This is a genomic window from Corallococcus sp. AB032C, assembly GCF_003668935.1.
Taxonomy (GTDB): domain Bacteria; phylum Myxococcota; class Myxococcia; order Myxococcales; family Myxococcaceae; genus Corallococcus; species Corallococcus exiguus.
This window is the reverse complement of record NZ_RAWP01000032.1, coordinates 54,298-73,820: the sequence shown is the minus strand read 5'-3', so window position 1 is coordinate 73,820 and position 19,523 is coordinate 54,298. Positions and strand designations below refer to the sequence as shown.

General features: G+C 65.4%; 16 protein-coding genes. 10 read left to right on the top strand and 6 right to left on the bottom strand.

Annotated elements, in window-relative coordinates:
* Positions 1–33 precede the first annotated feature (33 nt).
* From D7X99_RS16660 to D7X99_RS16650, 3 genes are all read right to left on the bottom strand, one after another.
* Positions 34–1,155: a hypothetical protein gene (locus tag D7X99_RS16660; protein WP_120575516.1), complete on the bottom strand. Its 1,122-nt coding sequence runs from the start codon at positions 1,153–1,155 to the stop codon at positions 34–36.
* 3 nt (positions 1,156–1,158) lie between these two features.
* On the bottom strand, positions 1,159–1,932 hold the full coding sequence (locus tag D7X99_RS16655) for a hypothetical protein (protein ID WP_233613456.1): 774 nt from the start codon (positions 1,930–1,932) through the stop codon (positions 1,159–1,161).
* 62 nt (positions 1,933–1,994) lie between these two features.
* Positions 1,995–2,843, bottom strand: coding sequence for an ABC transporter ATP-binding protein (locus tag D7X99_RS16650; RefSeq protein WP_233613454.1), 849 nt, complete (start codon positions 2,841–2,843; stop codon positions 1,995–1,997).
* A 393-nt stretch (positions 2,844–3,236) separates the two neighbouring features.
* Here D7X99_RS16650 and D7X99_RS16645 point away from each other — a divergent pair, with 393 nt between their 5' ends.
* The 5 genes from D7X99_RS16645 to D7X99_RS16625 all read left to right on the top strand — a co-directional run bounded on the left by D7X99_RS16645 (position 3,237) and on the right by D7X99_RS16625 (position 7,923).
* Positions 3,237–3,446 (top strand): hypothetical protein, encoded by a 210-nt coding sequence (locus D7X99_RS16645; RefSeq protein ID WP_120594963.1) that lies wholly within the window; start codon positions 3,237–3,239, stop codon positions 3,444–3,446.
* Positions 3,447–3,509: 63 nt separating this feature from the next.
* Positions 3,510–4,478, top strand: a complete 969-nt coding sequence (gene hemB, locus D7X99_RS16640; RefSeq protein ID WP_121761428.1) for a porphobilinogen synthase — start codon at positions 3,510–3,512, stop codon at positions 4,476–4,478.
* 210 nt (positions 4,479–4,688) lie between these two features.
* Positions 4,689–5,099 (top strand): hypothetical protein, encoded by a 411-nt coding sequence (locus D7X99_RS16635; RefSeq protein ID WP_233601627.1) that lies wholly within the window; start codon positions 4,689–4,691, stop codon positions 5,097–5,099.
* A 23-nt stretch (positions 5,100–5,122) separates the two neighbouring features.
* Entirely contained in the window at positions 5,123–5,740 is a 618-nt protein-coding gene (locus D7X99_RS16630; RefSeq protein ID WP_120594961.1) for an RDD family protein, read from the top strand.
* Positions 5,725–7,923: an ATP-grasp domain-containing protein gene (locus D7X99_RS16625; RefSeq protein WP_121778659.1), complete on the top strand. Its 2,199-nt coding sequence runs from the start codon at positions 5,725–5,727 to the stop codon at positions 7,921–7,923. The genes D7X99_RS16630 and D7X99_RS16625 overlap by 16 nt, the downstream gene beginning before the upstream one ends.
* A 63-nt stretch (positions 7,924–7,986) precedes the next feature.
* Here the strand turns inward: D7X99_RS16625 and D7X99_RS16620 are convergent, their stop codons facing one another.
* Positions 7,987–8,511 (bottom strand): phospholipase D family protein, encoded by a 525-nt coding sequence (locus D7X99_RS16620; RefSeq protein WP_158624352.1) that lies wholly within the window; start codon positions 8,509–8,511, stop codon positions 7,987–7,989.
* A gap of 357 nt (positions 8,512–8,868) precedes the next feature.
* On the opposite strand from D7X99_RS16620, the gene D7X99_RS16615 reads away from it, so the two are divergent.
* Both D7X99_RS16615 and D7X99_RS16610 read left to right on the top strand, forming a co-directional pair.
* Positions 8,869–12,543, top strand: a complete 3,675-nt coding sequence (locus tag D7X99_RS16615; RefSeq protein WP_121778675.1) for an N-6 DNA methylase — start codon at positions 8,869–8,871, stop codon at positions 12,541–12,543.
* A complete protein-coding gene (locus D7X99_RS16610) occupies positions 12,540–14,102 on the top strand; it encodes an AAA family ATPase (RefSeq protein WP_120575510.1) in 1,563 nt (520 codons plus the stop codon). Before D7X99_RS16615 ends, D7X99_RS16610 begins: the two co-directional genes overlap by 4 nt.
* 139 nt (positions 14,103–14,241) lie before the next feature.
* On the opposite strand, the gene D7X99_RS16605 is transcribed toward D7X99_RS16610, so the two are convergent.
* Together D7X99_RS16605 and D7X99_RS16600 are read right to left on the bottom strand one after the other, a co-directional pair.
* Positions 14,242–15,525, bottom strand: a complete 1,284-nt coding sequence (locus D7X99_RS16605) for a phosphatidylserine/phosphatidylglycerophosphate/cardiolipin synthase family protein (RefSeq protein WP_121778658.1) — start codon at positions 15,523–15,525, stop codon at positions 14,242–14,244.
* A 75-nt stretch (positions 15,526–15,600) separates the two neighbouring features.
* A complete protein-coding gene (locus D7X99_RS16600; RefSeq protein ID WP_121778657.1) occupies positions 15,601–17,031 on the bottom strand; it encodes a carotenoid oxygenase family protein in 1,431 nt (476 codons plus the stop codon).
* Between the two features lie 175 nt (positions 17,032–17,206).
* Here D7X99_RS16600 and D7X99_RS16595 point away from each other — a divergent pair, with 175 nt between their 5' ends.
* The 3 genes from D7X99_RS16595 (at position 17,207) to D7X99_RS16585 (ending at position 19,493) form a co-directional block, all read left to right on the top strand.
* Complete coding sequence (locus tag D7X99_RS16595; protein WP_121778674.1) at positions 17,207–17,866, top strand: TetR/AcrR family transcriptional regulator; 660 nt, start codon at positions 17,207–17,209, stop codon at positions 17,864–17,866.
* Between the two features lie 66 nt (positions 17,867–17,932).
* Complete coding sequence (locus D7X99_RS16590) at positions 17,933–19,315, top strand: P1 family peptidase (RefSeq protein ID WP_120594956.1); 1,383 nt, start codon at positions 17,933–17,935, stop codon at positions 19,313–19,315.
* Positions 19,316–19,370: 55 nt separating this feature from the next.
* Positions 19,371–19,493, top strand: coding sequence for an aminopeptidase (locus D7X99_RS16585; RefSeq protein ID WP_120560766.1), 123 nt, complete (start codon positions 19,371–19,373; stop codon positions 19,491–19,493).
* The last annotated feature ends 30 nt before the right edge of the window (positions 19,494–19,523 follow it).

Sequence of the window (19,523 nt, the reverse complement as noted above, 5' to 3'; positions counted from 1 at the left end):
GGCTGAAAACAGTGAAGCGGGGCCTGCCTGCCCCTACGGCGCCGGTTTCGCGCGCTCGGCGGCCTGGCGCTCCTGGCGGCACCAGGCGAGCTGCTCCTGGAGGGTGGCCAGGGGCACGGCCAGCTCCAGCTTGAAGGACGAGCCGTCCGGCCGGACCTTCGCGAAGTCCAGGAGCTGCGCCAGGTCGTCCTTGCCGTCCGCCTGCGCCTTCATGCGCGCCATGGACAGCGCGCCGCCCAGGGACTTGCCCAGGTCCGTCATCTTCTCCGCGTCCAGGCCCGTCACGTTGGCCACCATGGCCACGTCGCCGCTGGTGTCCAGGTGCAGCTCCACGTTCTGGGCCACGTCCGTCAGCCGCCGCGCCAGCTCCTCCTGGCCCGGCCCCAGCAGCTTCGCCAGGGTCTCCACCGCCAGCACGCCGTACATCTCGCCGTAGGTGCTGTTCTCATCCAGCAGCGGCGCGCCTTCCTCCTGGCCGCGCCCGTCCATGCGGTCCAACACCGTCTTCACGGAGTCCGGCGACTTGCCGAACACCAGCATCTGGTTGTTCCAGGTGCCCACCGCGCTGTCCATGCGCCCGCGCTGCGTGCCGCCGTCCGGCAGGGCGAAGGTCGTGTCCCCCGGCTCGTACACGCGCGCGCCCGGGCCGTGGTCGGACGCCACGCGCTCGCCCAGGAGCTCCTGGTACTTCGCCTTGCTGAAGTCGCCGGAGAGGATGACGCCCTCGTCGGTGACGACCAGCCGGTCCAGGTCCTGGAGTGGATCCACGCCGCTCAGCGCCTTGAACTGCTCCAGGTTCTTGCCGCCGTCGCGCAGGAGGCAGTCCATGAGCAGCTCGCCCACGGGCGAGTAGCGGAGCGCGTTCGCCTCGATGACCACCGCCGTGCGGCCCGGGCCGCGGGGCAGCGCCGCGAGCAGCGGATCCCTCGGCTTCGCCGGCGCGGCCACGCCCGCGTCCACCACCGCGGGCATCACCCAGGTGCGCCGCTTCTCCGCGCGCTCCAGGTCCGTGCCCCGCATGCGCCGGGGGAACTCCACGTCCGGAGCTTCCGCGGCAGGCTTGTCGCCCTGGCCCGTGAACATCAGGACCGCGCCTCCGGCGAACAACAGCAGCGCCCCCACCAGCCACACCCTCCTGCGCCCGCGCGAATCCATGGTTCAGCAGTCCTTTCCTTCGAAGTGCCAGAAGCCCACGGAGAGGGCCCCCAATCCGAACACCAGCACGCCGCCCAGCAGCATGCCCAGCGAACCCTTCTCCATCGGCGTGGAGCTGGCCAGGTCCGCCGCGCGCGACGCCAGCGCGGACAGCCGGGGCAGCACCAGCGTCACCGCGTCGAACGCCGTGCGGCCGAAGCCCGACTCCAGGTAGCGCGACACGTCCGCGCGGAAGCCCGCGAGGATGCCGCCCACCAGCAGCACGAAGCCCGCCGCCGAGCACAGCGCCGCGCTGCGCACCAGCGTCGCCGTGGTGAGCATCACCGCGTACACCGCCGCGAACCCCACGCACGCCAGTCCCCCGGCGACGAGCGGCCCCGCCGTCCAGTACCCCGTCTTCACCCCGAAGATGAGCGTCAGCCCGCCCGCGGCGTACACCGTGCCGCCCAGGGCCAGCGTCATCACCCCCAGGAACGTGCCGGCCAGCAGGTGCCAGCGCTGCAGGGGCAGGGAGAGCAGGTGCTCGATGCGGCCGGGAGACAACAGCCCCGGCGCGAAGTCCGAGCACGCGACGATGCCGAAGAGGATGCCGCCGTAGAACACCAGGTACGCCGCCGCGCGGTACATGGGCCGCAGCGCCACGTCCACGGACATGATGTTGGAGCGCATCACCTCGCCGAACAGGCGCGTCGCCGCGAGCGCTCCGTCCACGACCTCCAGCTTGAGGCTGAGCGCCACGGTGGCCAGCACCAGCGTGAGCCCCACCATGAAGGCCATGATGAACTTGCGCGACGCCGCCTCGCGCAGCACGTAGCCGGCGATGACGAAGACAGGGCTCTTCACGCCGCCACCCCCAGCCCGCCCACGGCGCCCAGGAGCACCGCCTCCAGGTCCGCGCCCTCGCGCTTGAGCTCCATCAGCAGCGCGCCCCGGGCCCTCGCCTTGTCCAGCGCCGCGTTGAGCACCGCCACGTCCGCCGCGTCCACCGTGTACACGCCTTCCTCGCGGCCGCTCCCGGCCTGCATGAAGCCCTCCGCCGTCAGCGCCTGGGTGTCCGCGCCGGGCGCGAAGCGCACGCGCCAGCGGGCCCCCGCCTTCGCCAGCTCCTCCAGCCGTCCTTCGCGCAGCACGCGCCCGTCCGCGAGGATGGCCACGCGGTCACACACGCGCTCCGTCTCCGCCAGCAGGTGCGAGTTGAGGAACAGCGTCACGCCCTTCTGGACCTCCTCCTGGAGGATGCGGCGCACCTCCAGCCGGCCCATGGGGTCGATTCCGTCCGTGGGCTCGTCCAGCACGAGCAGCGCCGGGTCTCCCAACAGCGCCGCCGCCAGTCCCAGCCGCTGCCGCATGCCCTTGGAGTAGCCGCCGATGCGCCGGTCCACCGCGTCTGAAAGCCCCACGCGCTCCAGCAGCCGCGCGTGCGCGGGCGCGTCGACCTTGAGCCCCTTGAGCCGGGCCACGGTGGCCAGGAACGCGGGCGACTTCCACGTGCCGGGCAGGTGCAGCCGCTCCGGCAGGTAGCCGATGCGCGCGCGGATGGCGGGATCCTCCGGCGACCCGCCCAGCACGCGCACCGTGCCCGCGGTGGGCCGGACGATGCCGAGCACACTCTTGATGAAGGTCGTCTTGCCCGCGCCGTTGGGGCCAATCAGCCCGAACGCGCTGCCCGCCGGGACGTGGAGGTCCATGCCCCGGAGGGCTTCATGGCCGCCGCGTCCGAACGCTCGGCGATACGTTTTTCGCAGGCCCTGCACTTCAAGGGCGGGAGGAGGAGTCGTCACGGTTACGACTGTAGACGACCCGCTGGGCGGATGATTGCACCCGCATGGAAACCAGTGCCCTCGGGGGAGGGACGGGCGGCCCTGCATGCGGGTTGCCCCTCCGCGTTCCCGCGTTCGCGCCGCTGGGAAAGTCATTGCGCACCCGGAGAGCGCGTGGCGCGACGCGACACCTCGTCTTTCCCGGGCGTTGCACTCCTGGGAGTTCCAACGGTGCCCCTGGTCCAGACCCTGCAATGCCAGTCATCGACCCGCGGGACGAAACGCCAACCCTCGCGGACACACCAAACAGGAGACATGGGAATGACGTGGGCAAACGGGACCGAGCAGCAGCTTCAGGACGCGCGCCGTGAGCTGGAGGCCGCCGAGCGGGAGCTGAACACCGGGACCGAGGCGGCGCGGGTGCGCTACGCCCGGGCGCTGTACGAGGCTGACCTGGCCGGGCGGCGGGCCGACCGCCTGGCGCGCGATTCCCGCCGCCAGCAGCTGACCTGGCGCCCCGTCGCCGGCTGAGCAGGCGGATTCAGGACGCGGAAGGGGTGAAGCGCGGGGCCCGGCGGTTTATACCGGCGACCCATGGCCCACCCCGTCCACCGTCCCCGCCGGCTGCGCCGCTCGGCGGCCCTCCGTGACATGGTGAGAGAGACGCGTCTCTCGCCCACGGACTTCATCTATCCGCTGTTCGTCGTGGAAGGCCGGGACGTTCGCCGTCCCATCTCCTCCATGCCGGGCGTCTTCAACTTCTCGCTGGAGCACGCGGTGAAGGAGGCGAAGCTCGCGAAGTCACTGGGCGTGCCGTCCGTCATCCTCTTCGGCATCCCGGACCACAAGGACGCGCGCGGCACCCAGGCATACGCGACGGACGGAATCGTCCAGCGCGCCATCCGGGAGATCAAGGCCGCGGAGCCGGACCTGCAAGTCATCGCGGACGTGTGCCTGTGCGAGTACACCGACCACGGCCACTGCGGCGTGCTGGACGGCAACCACGTGGCCAATGACGCCACGCTGCCCTTGCTGGCCCAGATGGCCGTCACCTGCGCGCAGGCGGGCGCGGACATCATCGCTCCGTCGGACATGATGGACGGCCGCATCGGCGCCATCCGCAAGGCGCTGGACGAGGTGAAGCACCAGGACACGCCCATCATGGCGTACTCGGCGAAGTACGCCTCTGGCTTCTACGGTCCGTTCCGTGAGGCTGCGCAGAGCACGCCGCAGTTCGGCGACCGCCGTGGCTACCAGATGGACCCCGGCAACGTGCGCGAGGCCATCCGCGAGACGGCGCTGGACGTGGAGGAGGGCGCGGACTTCATCATGGTGAAGCCGGCGCTGTCGTACCTGGACGTCATCCGCGCGCTGCGGGAGAACTTCGATCTGCCGCTCGCCGCGTACAACGTCTCCGGCGAGTACGCGATGCTCAAGGCCGCCGGGCAGAACGGCTGGGTGGACTACGAGCGCGTGATGTTGGAGGTCCTCACATCCATCAAGCGCGCGGGCGCCGACCTGGTCATCACCTACCACGCCCTGGAAGCGGCCAAGCTCCTGTAGGCGACACCCGGGCGCCCGTGTTCGGCGGAAGGCTTGATCGCTTCCGCCGCTTGCGCCCAAATGGTCCCCACAACGATGCCCACAAAGAAGAAGCGGCCGGGACGCAGAACCGAGAAGCCTCCGCCCAGACGTGGCGCGACGTCCAAGGTCCGTAAGGGCCCTGCACCGCGCACCCCGTCGAGCCAGCGCCCCGGGAAGGGCCGCGCTCCGGTGGTCCGTGAACCCGGGCCGTTGCAGTACAAAGTGGTGGAGCTGTCCACGGTGGACGAGGGAGCGCTGGAGCGCACCTTGAACGAGTGGACGGCCAAGGGTTGGAACCTGGACGGCGTGCAGTTCGCGATGCGCGAGTCCTCCAAGCGCCCGGCCATGGCCTTCATCTTCTTCACCCGCGAGGGCGAGGCCGCGCGGCACGACGAAGACAACGCGCGGCAGAAGCTGTTGCGCATGTCGGAAGGCGGAAGCCCCACGGCGCGACTGGCGGCGGAGCACGCCGGAGAGCACGCGCAGACGGTGGTGCCCTTCGTCCACCCGCTGTCCGCGCACGAGCGGCTGGCGAAGCTGGCGGGGTTGGACGAGCCGGAGCCCACCGAAGAGGGTCTCACGCTGGAGCCCGAGGAGTGAGCACCGCCCCCGATCGCAGTCTCATGGCGGAAGGCCGGAGCGCGGGCCGCGTGCTGCGGCTGGTGCAGGAGGACGCGGGGCCGGACTCCCCGTACCCGAAGGCGTCGCTGCTCCTGCGCCTGGGCGCGCGCATCATCGACTGCGCGGTGGCCTGGGGCCTGTACGTGGTGTGTGGCGCGGCGGGCGCGGTGGTGGCGCTGCTGTTCCTGCTGCTCGCGGACGGGATGCTCCAGGGGCAGAGCGTGGGCAAGCGCATCTTCGGCGTGAAGGTGATGCACCTGCCCACGCGCTCGGCCGCGCGGCACCGTGACAGCACGCTTCGCAACGCGCCGCTCGCGCTGGTGGTGCTGCTGGGGATGATGCCCGCGCCGCATGGCGTGGTGGCCGCCCTGGCGGGCTTCGTGGTGATGGGCGGCGTGGAGGCGTGGCGCGTGCTGCGCGACCCGCTGGGCCTGCGGCTGGGGGACACCTGGGCGCAGACGCAGGTGGTGGACGGGAAGGTTGTCGCGGGCGCGACGGTTGCAGCCCGCACGCCGGTGGCCGCCACGCGCGCCCCGGGTCGTTTGATGTCAGCGGCGAAAGTGCGCCGCGGCAAGGCATTCAGGAAAGGGAGACGGGGTAAGCCATGCGCATCGCGCTGACCTACAACCTGCGGCTTTCGGACTCGGAAGAAGAGGCGGAGTTCGACACGCAGGAGACGGTGAACACGCTGGCGGGAGCCATCGAGCGGCTGGGCCATCGCCTGGAGCGCTTCGAGGTGAGCGGCCCCGCGTCGCGCACCGTCGCCCGCCTGGAGGCGTACAGCCCGGACCTCATCTTCAACACGGCGGAAGGCCGCCGCGGCCGCTTCCGTGAGGCGTTCTACCCGGCGCTCTTCGACGAGCTGGGCTTCGCGTACACGGGCTCGGACGCGTACGCGCTGGCGCTCACGTTGGACAAGCAGCTCACCAAGCTCATCCTCTCCAAGCACGGCATCCGCACGCCGGGCTGGCAGTACGTGGAGAAGCTCAGCGAGCTGCAGCCGGAGAACCTGCGCTTCCCCGTCATCGTGAAGCCCAACTTCGAGGGCTCCTCCAAGGGCATCACCCAGGACTCCGTCGCGGAGACGCTGGAGCAGGCGCGGGAGAAGGTGGCCAAGGCGCTGGAGAAGTACCCGGCGGGCGTGCTGGTGGAGGAGTACATCAGCGGGCGCGACCTCACGGTGCCGTTCCTGGCCGCGGTGGACAACGACTTCGACGGCGTGCTCGCGCCGGTGGAGTACGTCATCGACCCGGAGGCCGCGCAGGGCCGCAAGTACGCCATCTACGACTACGAGCTGAAGACGCGCCGGGAGAAGGCCGTCTCCGTGCGCGCCCCCGCGAACATCCCGGCGAAGATGTCCGAGGACGTCCGCACCATGGCGCAGAAGATCCTCCAGGTGCTGGACTGCCGCGACCTGGGCCGGCTGGACTTCCGCGTGTCCGACGCGGGCGTGCCGTACTTCCTGGAGATCAACGCGCTGCCCAGCCTGGAGCCGGGCGCCGGCATCTACGCCGCGGCGGAGCTGGAAGGGCTGCACCTGGACGGGGTCATCAACTCCATCATCCAGAGCGCGGGCAAGCGTCACAAGATCCGCGACTCCAAGAGCCGGCAGGGCAGGCCCGCGCGCAAGTCCGGTCCGCTGCGCGTGGGCTTCAGCTTCAACGTGAAGCGCGTGAAGCCCAGCGCCACGGCGGAGACGGTGCAGGAGGACAGCGAGGCCGAGTACGACTCGCCCAACACCCTCCAGGCCATCCGCGAGGCCATCGCCTCCTGGGGCCACGAGGTCATCGACCTGGAGGCCACGGCGGAGCTGCCGACGGTGCTCTCCAGCACGCCGCTGGACGTCGTCTTCAACATCGCGGAGGGCTTCAAGGGCCGCAACCGCGAGAGCCAGGTGCCGGCGATGCTGGAGCTGCTGGACATCCCGTACACGGGCTCTGATCCGGCCACGCTGTCGCTCGCGTTGGACAAGGCGCTGGCGAAGAAGATCGTCCGTCAGGCGGGCATCCTCACGCCCAACTTCCAGCTGATGGTCACGGGCAAGGAGCGCCTCAACAAGGAGTTCACCTCCTTCCCGCTCATCGTGAAGCCGGTGGCGGAGGGCAGCTCCAAGGGCGTCGTCACCAAGAGCGTCTGCTACTCCGAGACGGAGCTGCGCGACGTGGTGAAGGAGATCGCCGGCAAGTACCAGCAGCCCGCGCTGATTGAAGAGTACATCGGCGGCCGCGAGTTCACGGTGGGCCTGTTGGGCGAGCGTCGTCCGCGCGTGCTGCCGCCCATGGAGATCGTCTTCCTGGACAAGGCGGAGAAGAACCCGGTCTACAGCTTCCAGCACAAGCTGGATTGGACGGACCGCATCCGCTACGACGCGCCCGCGAAGATCGAACCCTCGCTGCTGGAGAAGCTGCGCACGGCGGCGCGCAACTCGTTCATGGCGTTGGGGTGCCGCGACGTGGCGCGCATCGACTTCCGCATGGACGACAAGGGGCGCATCTACTTCATCGAGTGCAACCCGCTGCCTGGCCTCACGCCCGGCTGGAGCGACCTGGTGCTCATCGCGGCGGGCGCCGGCATGGACTACCGGACGCTGATTGGCGAGATCATGGCCCCCGCCATCCGCCGCTACAAGGAGCGCGAGGCACGCCGGGCCCAGACGGAGAACCCGGCCGGTACCCACGCACCGCCGCTCAACAAGGTCGTGCAGCGGATCGAGGAGCAGAACGCGCGGGCCAACGCCACTGCCGCCGCCTCGGCCTCACCGCAGGAGCCGACGCCTCCGCCGCGTCCGGAGCTCAAGTCCTGAGCGTCCGCTGAAGCGCGGGCAGGGAAGGGGACGGTGCCCGAAAGGCGCCGTCCCCGTTTCATTTCAGCCGTCGTTGAGGGACTGGGCCCAGCCCTTCTCGAAGTTGTCGTGGTACGCCTGCCACAGCGCGTCCGAGTAGAACTTCACCAGGTTCTCGTCGTTGTAGCGCAGCGAGTTCTTGGACAGGTTGTGCGAGCCCGTCAGCACCATCTTGCGCACCGTCCCGTTGAAGTTCCCCGAGTAGACGAAGTGCTTGCTGTGCGTGAGCACCTCGCGCGGCGTGCCGTCGCTCGTCTTCACGTTGTTGGCGGAGACGTCGTAGAGCTGGCGCAGGGTGATGTTCTTCGCGCCGGTGAGCTTCGTTTTGATGCCCGCGTCCATGTCCGTGTAGAGCACGCGCACCCGGCAGCCCAGCTTGCCAATGCGCACCAGCTCCGTGGCCACGATGACGCGGCTGTCGTTGAAGTGGTTCTGGTTCACGTCCAGCGTGCAGCCCGACACGTACGTCTTGATGTAGTCCGTGAAGTTGTTCGTCACGGTGTAGGCGAAATGCAGGGAGGGCTCGAAATCGTTCCAAGGCTTTTCCAAGCCCTCCCCGGGTGGCTTCATGGCTACAAGGTTGAGCTATAAGGATGCCCCCCCTTGTCGCGAGAGTTCTGTCCAGTGTCCTCGACTCCAACATATTGGCCCTTGCTTGAGGCAGCGCGAGCCGATGGCCTTTCGACCCACACATTGGATGCGGTTGTTGGACCGCTTGCGACGCTCGTCGCGCTTCGATGGGCCGACGCGCACGATGCTGAGCGGGAGACCGTAGCAGTCCTCAAGGGCGAGAAGCCGCAGACCATCCTCCCTAAAGGGCTTCGCTGGGCTACTTGGTGTGAGGCTCCTCGTCCGCTGAGCGAGAGCGAGGTGCGCGTCCTCTGGAGCGGCATTCATTCTGCTCTTATGCTTCCAGCCTCCGTTGAAGAAATGCCGCACGAAGTGCAGCTTCCCAGCGGTCGTTTTCTTGCGGCCATGATGGCCTGGGTCAATGAACTCCCCTTCGACACGCCCGCTGCACGTCGCATGGCAGGCGAGGCGTTAACTGAGGTTGTGCTCCGAGCGCTTGAACTCACGCGTTTCGGTGGCGAGTTCATTACGCCGCGGCTCGTCAGCCAGTTAATGGTAGCTCTCGCGAATCCTTGTCCTGGCGAGCGCATCTACGACCCTTGCTTTGGCACCGGCAGCCTGCTGATCGAGGTGAGCCATGTGCTGAGGAATAAAGCTGGTGAGGTCGCGCTAGGCGAATCGACGCGAGTTCAGGAATCTCCGTTGTTTGGTGTTGAGCGTCAGCCAGACCTATATCTCGTTGCCTTTGTGCAACTTCTGCTCGGAGGCGCCCGCCCTGCACTGATGCTCGGGGATGCTCTTGAGAGTGAAGTGGCTAGCCGTCATCAAGAGCAAGGGTTCGACTGCGTTTTCATAGATCCTCCTTGGGGAATGAAGGTTGAAGGCTCCCATCTGTTTGACTTCCCAATTAAGGGACGTACGAGCGAGAATCTGTTCGCTCAGCATGCTGTGCGCTCCCTTCGAGCTGGGGGACGTGCCGTACTAGCGGTGCCCCCTGGGCTGTTGGAGCGTGGCGGGGCAGACCGAGATCTGAGGAAGTCGCTTCTCGAAAACTACCGTATTGATGCCGTTCTGCGCTTCCCGGCTAGAGCATTTCGAGGGTTGCGGAGTATCCCTCCGGCACTGGTGCTTGTTCGTAATGCCCCTCCTTCAGATTCAGTGCGTTTTCTCGATTTGGTTGTTCTACCTGAAACGGCAACGGCCTGCTTCAATCTTGCTCGCGACCTCTTGGCCGGCAACGATGTAGCACCGCACACTGTGCGAGATGTTCCCGTCTCTGAATTGCTTAAGATGGATGCGCAGTTCGTCGTTCCAGCGGAACGAGAAGTTGCGGACGATGTCCTGAGTGGGTTAGCCGCCAAGGTCGACTTAGTCGCTCTTAGAGATGTAGTGCAAATTGTCTCGGGCTTTCAACCGCCGCCCCAAGCTGTAACGGACCATCGTGTCGAGAACGCGCTGCCGCTGCTTCGCATCAGCGATCTATCCGATGGGGTAGTGCGAGTTGGCGACCGGTACCTATCCCCATCGAAAGCGGCTAGGCTTCCGCGACCTGATCAACTCGTACGGCGGGGAGATGTGCTTCTCTCCATAGATGGCACAATCGGCAAGGTTCAGCATATTCGCACGGTGTTCGCGACTTCGCGTGATGCTCTTGTGAGTTCGGACGTGGTGGTAGGGATCGCGCAGAAAGGTCTAGTAATTCTCCGACCGACGACTCCCTCACTTGATGCGCGCTTTCTTGCAGCTGTGTTGGCAAGCGACACGCTCCAGGCATTGTTGCGCAGGCTTGCGCGTGGCGTGACCATCGCCCATCTGCCGCTTAACGTATTGGGAATGGTGAGGGTGCCCGTGCCGCCGCTTGCAGTGCAGGAGCGAGTGTTAAGACGTCTTGTAGATCAACCAGGGGACGCTCTAGATGCTCTGATACTTGTGCTTGCAGGTGACGATGAGGATCCGCTACTGCGTCTCTTCCGGACCAGTCCCGCGCTATCTCGCCTCATTGCAGACGCAGTTCCGGAATCATCAGAACTCCGGAACCTCACTTTTGAGGCATTAAGGGAACTGCGACAACTTCGCAATGCAGTTGCGCATCCTATGGCTAACTCGAATCTCCTGCGTGGAGCCGAGCTAACCGGTGATGCAGTCCAGCTTCTACTGGTTTTAGGGGCAGTACCTGCTCAGGCGCTGCGTCGAGGAGGCGAAGCATCATTTGAGGCTGTCAGTGCCGCACAGGACTTGGCGGTTGCGGCGATGCCAATAGTGAGACGCCTCCCCGGCGCGCTGGGGCGGTACGCTTCGCGCCTGATTGAGCGTTTGGCGCAATGGGGAGAGACAGAGCGCTTGGACCTCCTTGCGCAGGTACAGCTTGCCGTAAAGCACGATGAGCGCGAATTCTGGAAGGACGCCGAAGGAAAAAGTCACACCACAGTCCAAGTAACGCTGCAAGGCGCGATGCCTCTCCGAGACGTCGTGGTGCAGGTTCCTGGCCTGCTTCAAGACGTGCACATCGTTGAGGAATTAAAGCCGGGGCAAAGCTTCGAACTCGATTTGGAACTTCCACCTGGATCGAACTGGCAGGGACACGAATCCGGTGGTGGCGTTAGGAAGCCTCTGTACTGGGCTGCCGAGAAACCAGATGGAGAGGGCCTCACAGGCGAATCTGAAGTCCAGGTCTGGTTTATGTGGAGCAATTGGGGGCCGAGCGGTCCCTTTGCACCAGTTCTCCATATGGAACAGTCGCCAATTGGAGATCGGTGGCTGGATTACGGAACCAGTCCGTACGTGGCGGGCGACGTTGTCGACGATCCGGGCATGTTCTTTGGGCGCAAAGCCGTGCTCGCCGACATTCATACTCACGTTGGCGGCGGCACTAAGGTAATTCTCCTTGAGGGCAATCGCCGCACTGGGAAAACCTCGATCCTGCGCCAACTGCAGCGCCCAGAGATAGGGCTTGTCGACCGATGTGTCCTTGTTGAATCCAGCCTCCAGGGGACCATTGGGGATCCCCTGCGAGACGGCATTCCAACAGAGAAGGTTTTCCGCATGCTCGTTCGAGACATTGGGGACGCTTGCGCAAAGGCAGGCATGCAGGTGCCCCTGCCGGGCATGGAATCTGTGGTTGAACTTAATGCTTTTCGCTTTAGGTTTTTGAAATATTTAGATGTGTATTTTTCTGGCATCGATCCCTATGAGGCATTGCAGATCTACGTTGACATGGTTGTTGCTGCAATTGCCCCGAGGCGGCTGCTGTTGATGCTTGATGAGTTTGATAAGCTTAAGGTTGGTATCGACAACGGCGTTACAAGCCCCTTGGTTCCGGAGAATATTCGCAACTTGCTTCAGACCCGCCCCAACGTCGCTGCCATTATTTCGGGATCGCGTCGCCTCAAGCGCCTTCGTGAAGAATACTGGTCAGCACTTTTCGGGTTTGGGCATCGGATCGGCGTAGATCCGCTGGCTCCATCCGAGGTCGCCGACCTAGTAAGGCGACCTGTGGAGGGTCGCCTTGCCTTCAGTGAGGATGCCATTCAGACAATCACACGGACGACGGCCTGCCAACCCTATTTGGTCCAGTCGCTCTGTGCTCGGGTTTTTGAACTTGCAAAGCGCAATAATTGGCGGCGCATTCGAGCTGCTGAGGTGGATGATGCCGCTAGTCATATGGTCTATGATAATGAGCATTTTCGTGTGCTTTGGAACAGCGCGGCGACCGAGCGTCGACGATATCTCCTCTGGCTCTGTCACCGTCTTGTTGACGAACCGCACCGGATGAATGCGGCGCTGCTCACTCAACGCCTCGAGGAGGCTGGTGTAGTTGTTCCCGTGGACTTAGTGGATGACGACCTCAGATTTCTCATTGAGCTTGAGCTAATCGGACTGAGGAACACGGAGCACGGGCCTCAGTATGAACTTGCCTTGCCGCTGATGGGACTATGGATGAACAAGAATGAGGATGCTGAAGCCCAGCGGCGTAGAGCCGTCAATGAGGCGCAGGGGGGCGTATCAACATGACGACTTTTTGGGGGCGAGCCTCGCTGCTTCAGCGAATAGAGGAGTTGCTCCATGGCCGCCATCACGTCTCGATCGTGGGGGCGCGAGCGATGGGCAAGACTTCCTTGCTTCAGCAGGTCGTGCGCCAGCACGCTGCGGGTTCTAGACTGTTCGCTGGCGCAGGCGTCGTTGACCTGCGGCACAATCCACCCACTTCCACCCACGCAACCCTTAAGAGAGTGGGAGAGGTGCTGCGCGACATGTTCAGGACCACATCCGGACAGTCGTTTGCATTCTTGGCTGATGAGATTGATCTCAACGGGTCGGTAGAACGCCTCTATGATCAGTTGAAGTTCGCTCTCGATATTGTGGCCGAAAGCGAGCAGCGTTTGCTGCTCGCTCTAGACGGATGTGATGCGGTCCTGCAGAACCCAGAAATTCCAATCGATTTGTGGAACAGTATACGGGCGCTCGCCCAACGGAACTCACTAAGTCTCATGACCGGCACCCGAGACCGATTGGTGCAGCTTTGCTACAACCCTGAGGCTCGTGATTCTCCGTTTTTTAATATTTTTTATAGTACGCCTCTTCTCGTTGGGCCATTTAATGAGGCGGACTGGGGGGGCTTGTCCTCGGCATTCGGTATGAGCTTCGATGCCGCCGCGATGAAGGAGGTAGTCAACTGGACTGGCGGCAATCCCTCGCTTGTCTCTCTGCTTTTAGAGCGCATCTTGGAGTCTGCGCCTGAGCAAGTGCAAAAACGCGATGTGGATGAGGCGGCGAATGGGCTCCTTGCTGGCGAGAGTATGGTTCTTGAGGCGATGTGGAGGGATGGGGGCGAAGAGAATCGCGGCGACATAGTACAACTCACACGTGGAGAACTGTCCGCAGCCGATTTTCCTGACGACCGCCTGAAGTTCTTGCTGGAACGTGGCATCGCAGTGTGCCCCGGGAGCAAGGTCAAGCTGGCGAACCGCTTCATTGAAAGGCTCGCTACAAGGAGGCAGGGGGATGTAAGCAGCGCGAGACGACTTTTTGAGCAGCCGAATGATTATGAGTCAAACATCCGTTCATTGCTCGAGCTCCGCCTGGTGCATGTTGGTGGGGGAGATCCCGAGCTTCGTCGCTTGGTGAAGCGAGCGATTCAAGATGTTTCCAGTAATCCCGCTGGGTGTTTGGGTAATGCGCGTGACATTGTGGAGCGAGCCTTGGAGTTCGTGTGGAATGCTGAGGCGCCAGATGGTTGTGTTCCAGAGGCATGGGTTCAACACTGGAAATTCAGTGGTGTCGGTGGAATTGTAGAGAAGCTTCCCGCAAGTCGTCGGCTTCCTTCGCTGGATAAGAGAGGGGAGCACTGCGCTATTCTTCGACTGGCCACGGGGACAGTGGAAGTGTCGCAGCAGGCGAAGTGGCTAACGAAGCCGACGTTTGTGATTATTGAGTTTCTTGTGAGCTTGGGGAATGCGAGGAATCATCGAGATCGATTTGAGTTTACGATCGGATTTTCGGCTGCGTTCTGTATGGTGTGTGTTGAATTGATTGCGGCTCTTTATCGTGAGTTTGATGGTGTAGGTGGGTAGTGGTTTAATGGGTAAGTGGCTGGCGTGGAGCGTAATTGCTGTGAGCATCTTTAAGGGCCTGCTGAGTTGAAGCGGCGCTTGGGCGTTGCTGAAGCGCGGGCAGGGAACGGTGCCCGAAAGGCGCCGTCCCCGTTTCATTTCAGCCGTCGTTGAGGGACTGGGCCCAGCCCTTCTCGAAGTTGTCGTGGTACGCCTGCCACAGCGCGTCCGAGTAGAACTTCACCAGGTTCTCGTCGTTGTAGCGCAGCGAGTTCTTGGACAGGTTGTGCGAGCCCGTCAGCACCATCTTGCGCACCGTCCCGTTGAAGTTCCCCGAGTAGACGAAGTGCTTGCTGTGCGTGAGCACCTCGCGCGGCGTGCCGTCGCTCGTCTTCACGTTGTTGGCGGAGACGTCGTAGAGCTGGCGCAGGGTGATGTTCTTCGCGCCGGTGAGCTTCGTTTTGATGCCCGCGTCCATGTCCGTGTAGAGCACGCGCACCCGGCAGCCCAGCTTGCCAATGCGCACCAGCTCCGTGGCCACGATGACGCGGCTGTCGTTGAAGTGGTTCTGGTTCACGTCCAGCGTGCAGCCCGACACGTACGTCTTGATGTAGTCCGTGAAGTTGTTCGTCACGGTGTCGCTGGACAGCTCGTTGTCGTTGCCCGTGCGCGGGAAGAAGTAGGCGGTCCACGGCGCGTTGGGGGAGCTGTAGTATCCCTGGCCCGTGGTGGGGTTGTAGTAGTCCGTCGTCTTCGAGCCGCCGCGCAGGTCGTTGTGGTAGCCGACCCAGTAGTCGTACCAGTCCCAGTCCTCGTAGCTGACGACCATGTCGTTCCAGTAGTTGTTCTGGGAGTAGGTGTTGTTCCAGGAGCCCTGCACCACGACGCGCTGGATGCGGTTGCCCTGCGGATCCGTGGTGGTGGAGAAGGTGAAGATCTTGTCGTGCATGATGGTGCCCTCGCGGTCGAAGCCCGCGATGCACGCACTGCCCGCGCCCGTGCCGTTGCACCGCGTGAGCTCCAGCCTCAAGCCGTCCGGGCACGTCGCCGCCTGGGGCACGTAGCTGCTCAGGTCATGGATGACGCCGCCCGCGGAGAACTCCGAAGCGGCGCCGCCGTTCTGCTCGTCCACCACCAGCCGCACGATGACGCCCCGGCACAGCGCCGCCTTGATGTCCGCGTTCAGGTGGTCCGTCGTCCACAGGAACATGGCGATGCGGATGTATGAACCCTTGGGGCTGTTTTGGATCAGCCGGGCAACCTCGTCCTTGATGCGGTAGTCCCGCGTGCCCGTGTTGTCCGGCTGGTTGAAGACGGCGTAGAGCCCGGGCACGTTCGTCGCGCCCTGGGCCTGCTCCGCCAGGTTCGGATCCGTCTGCGCCTCGGGCTGACACCCGGTGAGCGCAAGCACCACCAGTCCTGCCACCGCCAACAGCCTTCTCATGTCCTGCCTCCGTTTTCCCGCCTCCGACCATTTAAGCTGAAATGGTATGGAAAGCGGAGAAAGCGGGAGTCAGTGTCATTTGGTCGGCGCGAAGCCGCCATGGAACGTCGGCGGCAGGGCGTGATCGAAGTGGCAGCGCGCCACGGGTCCGTCCTCCATGTGGCGCGCGTCCAGCACGGCGATGTGGGACGTGTCCGACTTCGCGTCGAACACCTGGGTGAGCACCCAGCCGTCGTCCTCGGCGCTTCCGCCGGGGCGGGGGACGAAGATGGGCTCGGAGGGGTAGGTGCCCTCGCCCAGGGACGCCGTCGTCATGCGGCCCGTGGCTATGTCCACGCGCGCCACGCCGTCGAAGAGGCCGCGCCGGGCTTCGTCGCTGCGGTGCGTGCCCACGTAGACCGTGTGGTTCTCGCGGTTCACGACGCCGGGGGCCACGCGGGGGAATTCGCAGCTCACGTCCAGCCGCTGCTCCGTGCGGAAGGTGCGTGCCTTCAGGTCCACCACCGCCCGGTGCAGCATGCCCTTCGCGTCCAGGGACGTGGCGCCGTGCACCAGCTCGCCCAGCCACTGGTTCGTCGTGAAGTCGGGATAGCGCACGTAGTCCACCACCAGCGTGTCGCCCTGCTCGTACGCGTTGCCGAAGTGCCACAGGTAGAAGGCGTCCGTGGTGATGCGCACCGGGTGCGCCACGTCATCGATGGGCACCACCAGCACCTCCGTGCCCGCCTCCGGCTTCCACCGCAGGTTCTCCGAGTACGTGCCCATCCGCAGCAGCATGCGGAAGAGGTTGAGGCGCAGCGGTGACAGGAAGAAGACGAGGTAGCGGTCCGTGGCGATGAAGTCGTGCACCATGGTCGCGCCCGGCAGCTTCACCGCGCCCAGCCGCTGCGCCTTGCCGCCATCCGGCAGCGCGTAGAGGTCCGCCAGCGTCTCGCGGCCGTAGCGGATGCCGAAGTTGTAGGACGCCTTGCGCGACGGCACGCGGTGCGGGTGCGCGGAGAACGTCTCCACCACCGTGCCGTCGAAGTCCGTCTCGCCCAGCGTGGACAGGTCGTCCTGGGACACCTCCACCGGGATGCTGCCCTCGAAGAGCGCGTACAGCTTGCCGTTCCACGCCATCACGGACGTGTTCGCGGAGTTCTTGCGCACGTTGCGAAGCTTGTGCAGCAGCGGCGTGGGCGTGCCGTACGCGCCGTAGCGCTGCGAGTGCGCCTCGCGCTCCGCCACCATGGTGGGCGTGTCCAGCAGCCGCGACGCGCCCGTCACCCCGTCCGCGCCGAAGCGCACGCCCAGCATCCCGCCGTCCCCGTCGAACCAGTGCTGGTACTGCCGGCCGTGCACGTCGAACGTCCACGGCCCCACCCGGTACAGCGAGCCCCGCAGCCCCTCCGGCACCTGGCCCTCCACCCGCAGCGGCTCGAAGCCGTGCTGGCGGGGGAGCGTGCGGAACGCCCGCAGCCAGCCCGGCGCGGAGGAGGACATCGTCTGCTTCATCGCGGTCGTCATGACGGCTCCCTTTCCAGTGCAACGAAGGGCGCGAGAGAACCCCGCGCCGCCCATCTTGTAGACACTGTAAACATTACATGTTGTCGGTGTCAACATGGATGTTGACGCTGGAAACTTCGCGCGCTGGATGGTCAAGTCACGCGGGCGACAGTGGGCGCATGAGGAGGCACGGACGGTGGCGACGCGGGGCAAGCGGAAGCAGGCGGCGGAGGCACCCGAGGACAAGGGCCGCTACCACCATGGAGACCTGCGCCAGGCGCTGGTGGACGCGGCGGTGGCGCTCATCGCCGAGGAGGGCTTCGGCGCGCTGTCCCTGCGGGAGGTGGCCCGGCGGGCGGGCGTCACCCACGCGGCGCCGTACCGGCACTTCGCGGACAAGGAGGCGCTGCTGGAGGCGGTGGCGCACGAAGGCTTCCGCGCCATGGCGCGCGAGATGCGCGAGCGCATGGCCCCGCACACCGGACCCCTGGAGCGGCTGTACGCGGCGGGCGAGGCCTACGTGCTGTTCGCCATGCGCCACCCTCCGCACTTCCGGGTGATGTTCGGCCCGCACTTCACCCGGCCCATGTCACCGCCCCCGGAGCCTGAAGGAGAGCAGGGTGCCTTCACGCTGCTGGTGAGCAGCATCGAGGCCGGCCAGGCGGCGGGCCTCCTGCGCCCCGGCGAGTCGCGGCCCCTCACGCTCACCGCGTGGTCGCTCGTGCACGGGCTCGCCTCGCTGTTCGTGGACCAGCAGCTCGGTGAGTCCCAACAGGGCGCGGAGGCCGCGGAGGCGCTCGCCCGCGTGCAGACGCGGCTGCTCGTCGAGGGGCTGAAGCCGCCCGCACGCGGCTGAACCTTCGGGACAGTTGGTAGGGAAAGCAGGGTTGACCGTAGGAGATTGTCGGGTACGGTCGGCGCCATGGTGCGGATACCGGAAGAGAATGGGCCGAGGGTCCGGGCGCGGGAGCTGGGACTTCCGCTGGGGCGCTTCAAGCCGGGGAAGTACAACGCCATCACCGACGTGGAAGGCGTGTTGGTGGGCCACACCACCATCATCGAAGGCTCGGGGCCGTTACGCCCCGGCTACGGTCCGGTGCGCACGGGCGTCACGGCCATCCTGCCCAACCTGGGCAACATCTTCATGGAGCGCATGAGCGGAGGCGGCTTCGTGCTCAACGGCGCGGGCGAGGTCTCCGGCATGACGCAGCTCATGGAGTGGGGCCTCGTCGAAACGCCCATCCTCCTCACCAACACCATGGCCGTGGGCGCCGTGTCCGACGGCGTGGCCAACTACCTGGTCCAACGCTACCCGGGCATCGGTGACGAGCACGACGTCATCATCCCCGTGGTGGGCGAGTGCGACGACTCGTGGCTCAACGACGTCTCCGGCCGCCACGTGCGCCAGGAGCACGTCTTCGCCGCCATCAACGCCGCGAAGTCCGGGCCGGTGCAGGAGGGCAACGTCGGCGGCGGCACCGGCATGGTGACGTGCGACTTCAAGGGCGGCATCGGCACGTCCTCGCGCAAGCTGCCGGAGGTGCTGGGCGGCTACACGCTGGGCGTGCTCGTCATGTCCAACTTCGGGAAGATGCACAACCTGCGCGTGGGCGGCTTGCCCGTGGGCGAAGTGCTGGTGGAGAAGTTCAAGAACACCCCCCACCGCGGCAAGTCCTACGGCTCCATCATCGCCGTGGTCGCCACGGACGCGCCGCTCCTGAGCCATCAGATCAACCGCCTCTGCAAGCGCGTGGGCCTGGGCATTGGCCGGGTGGGCAGCTACGCGGCGCACGGCTCGGGTGAAATCGTGGTGGGCTTCTCCACCGCGAACATCATCCCCAGGCGCACCCAGAAGATGGTCTACAAGATGAAGATCCTCCTGGATCAGCGCTTGGACCCCCTCTACGAGGCCGTGATGGAGGCCACGGAGGAGGCCATCCTCAACGCCATGTGCATGGCGGAGCCCATGACGGGGGTGAACGACAACTACTCGCCGGCGCTGCCCCTGGACGAGGTCCGCCGCTTCGTGGACGCCTGCCGTCCCATCTTCGCCTCGGTGAAGAAGCGCCCCCACCAGACAAGCGCCCCGGCCTCCAAGGAGCGCCCCAGCGACGAGGACCGGGAGGGGGAGGTGACGCTGGGAAGCGCCCTGCCCACCCAGGTCCGCGGCGCGGAGGGCATTCCCTTCCCGACCCGTCCGGCCCCCAACGAACCCCCTCCGGACGGGGCGCCAGGGCCCTCGCCGGAAGCGAACGCGGCGCCTGTCCCGGGGGACCCCGAGGGTTCCTCTTCCGGGAGCCCGTAGGCTTCTGATAGGTAAGCACCCCTTTGCTCCATTCCGGAGACCAGGAGCCACCCACATGGCCAACAGCAAGAGCAAGCACCGCCGCGTGCAGATGAAGATCCGTCAGCACTGGAAGAAGCGGATCAAGAAGCAGAAGGAAGCCGCCAAGACCGCAGCCGCCGAAGGCAAGAAGAAGTAGTTCTGCCGCCCTGGCGCCGCTCCCGGCGGC

Coding starts and splice junctions, on each gene's coding strand:
- D7X99_RS16585 (WP_120560766.1), top strand. CDS start 19,371: ATGGCCAACAGCAAGAGCAAGCACCGCCGCGTGCAGATGAAGATCCGT.
- D7X99_RS16610 (WP_120575510.1), top strand. CDS start 12,540: ATGACGACTTTTTGGGGGCGAGCCTCGCTGCTTCAGCGAATAGAGGAG.
- D7X99_RS16605 (WP_121778658.1), bottom strand. CDS start 15,525: ATGAGAAGGCTGTTGGCGGTGGCAGGACTGGTGGTGCTTGCGCTCACC.
- hemB (WP_121761428.1), top strand. CDS start 3,510: ATGGCCCACCCCGTCCACCGTCCCCGCCGGCTGCGCCGCTCGGCGGCC.
- D7X99_RS16660 (WP_120575516.1), bottom strand. CDS start 1,155: ATGGATTCGCGCGGGCGCAGGAGGGTGTGGCTGGTGGGGGCGCTGCTG.
- D7X99_RS16600 (WP_121778657.1), bottom strand. CDS start 17,031: ATGACGACCGCGATGAAGCAGACGATGTCCTCCTCCGCGCCGGGCTGG.
- D7X99_RS16590 (WP_120594956.1), top strand. CDS start 17,933: ATGGTGCGGATACCGGAAGAGAATGGGCCGAGGGTCCGGGCGCGGGAG.
- D7X99_RS16645 (WP_120594963.1), top strand. CDS start 3,237: ATGACGTGGGCAAACGGGACCGAGCAGCAGCTTCAGGACGCGCGCCGT.
- D7X99_RS16615 (WP_121778675.1), top strand. CDS start 8,869: ATGCTTCCAGCCTCCGTTGAAGAAATGCCGCACGAAGTGCAGCTTCCC.
- D7X99_RS16655 (WP_233613456.1), bottom strand. CDS start 1,932: ATGGCCTTCATGGTGGGGCTCACGCTGGTGCTGGCCACCGTGGCGCTC.
- D7X99_RS16650 (WP_233613454.1), bottom strand. CDS start 2,843: ATGGACCTCCACGTCCCGGCGGGCAGCGCGTTCGGGCTGATTGGCCCC.
- D7X99_RS16625 (WP_121778659.1), top strand. CDS start 5,725: ATGCGCATCGCGCTGACCTACAACCTGCGGCTTTCGGACTCGGAAGAA.
- D7X99_RS16630 (WP_120594961.1), top strand. CDS start 5,123: ATGGCGGAAGGCCGGAGCGCGGGCCGCGTGCTGCGGCTGGTGCAGGAG.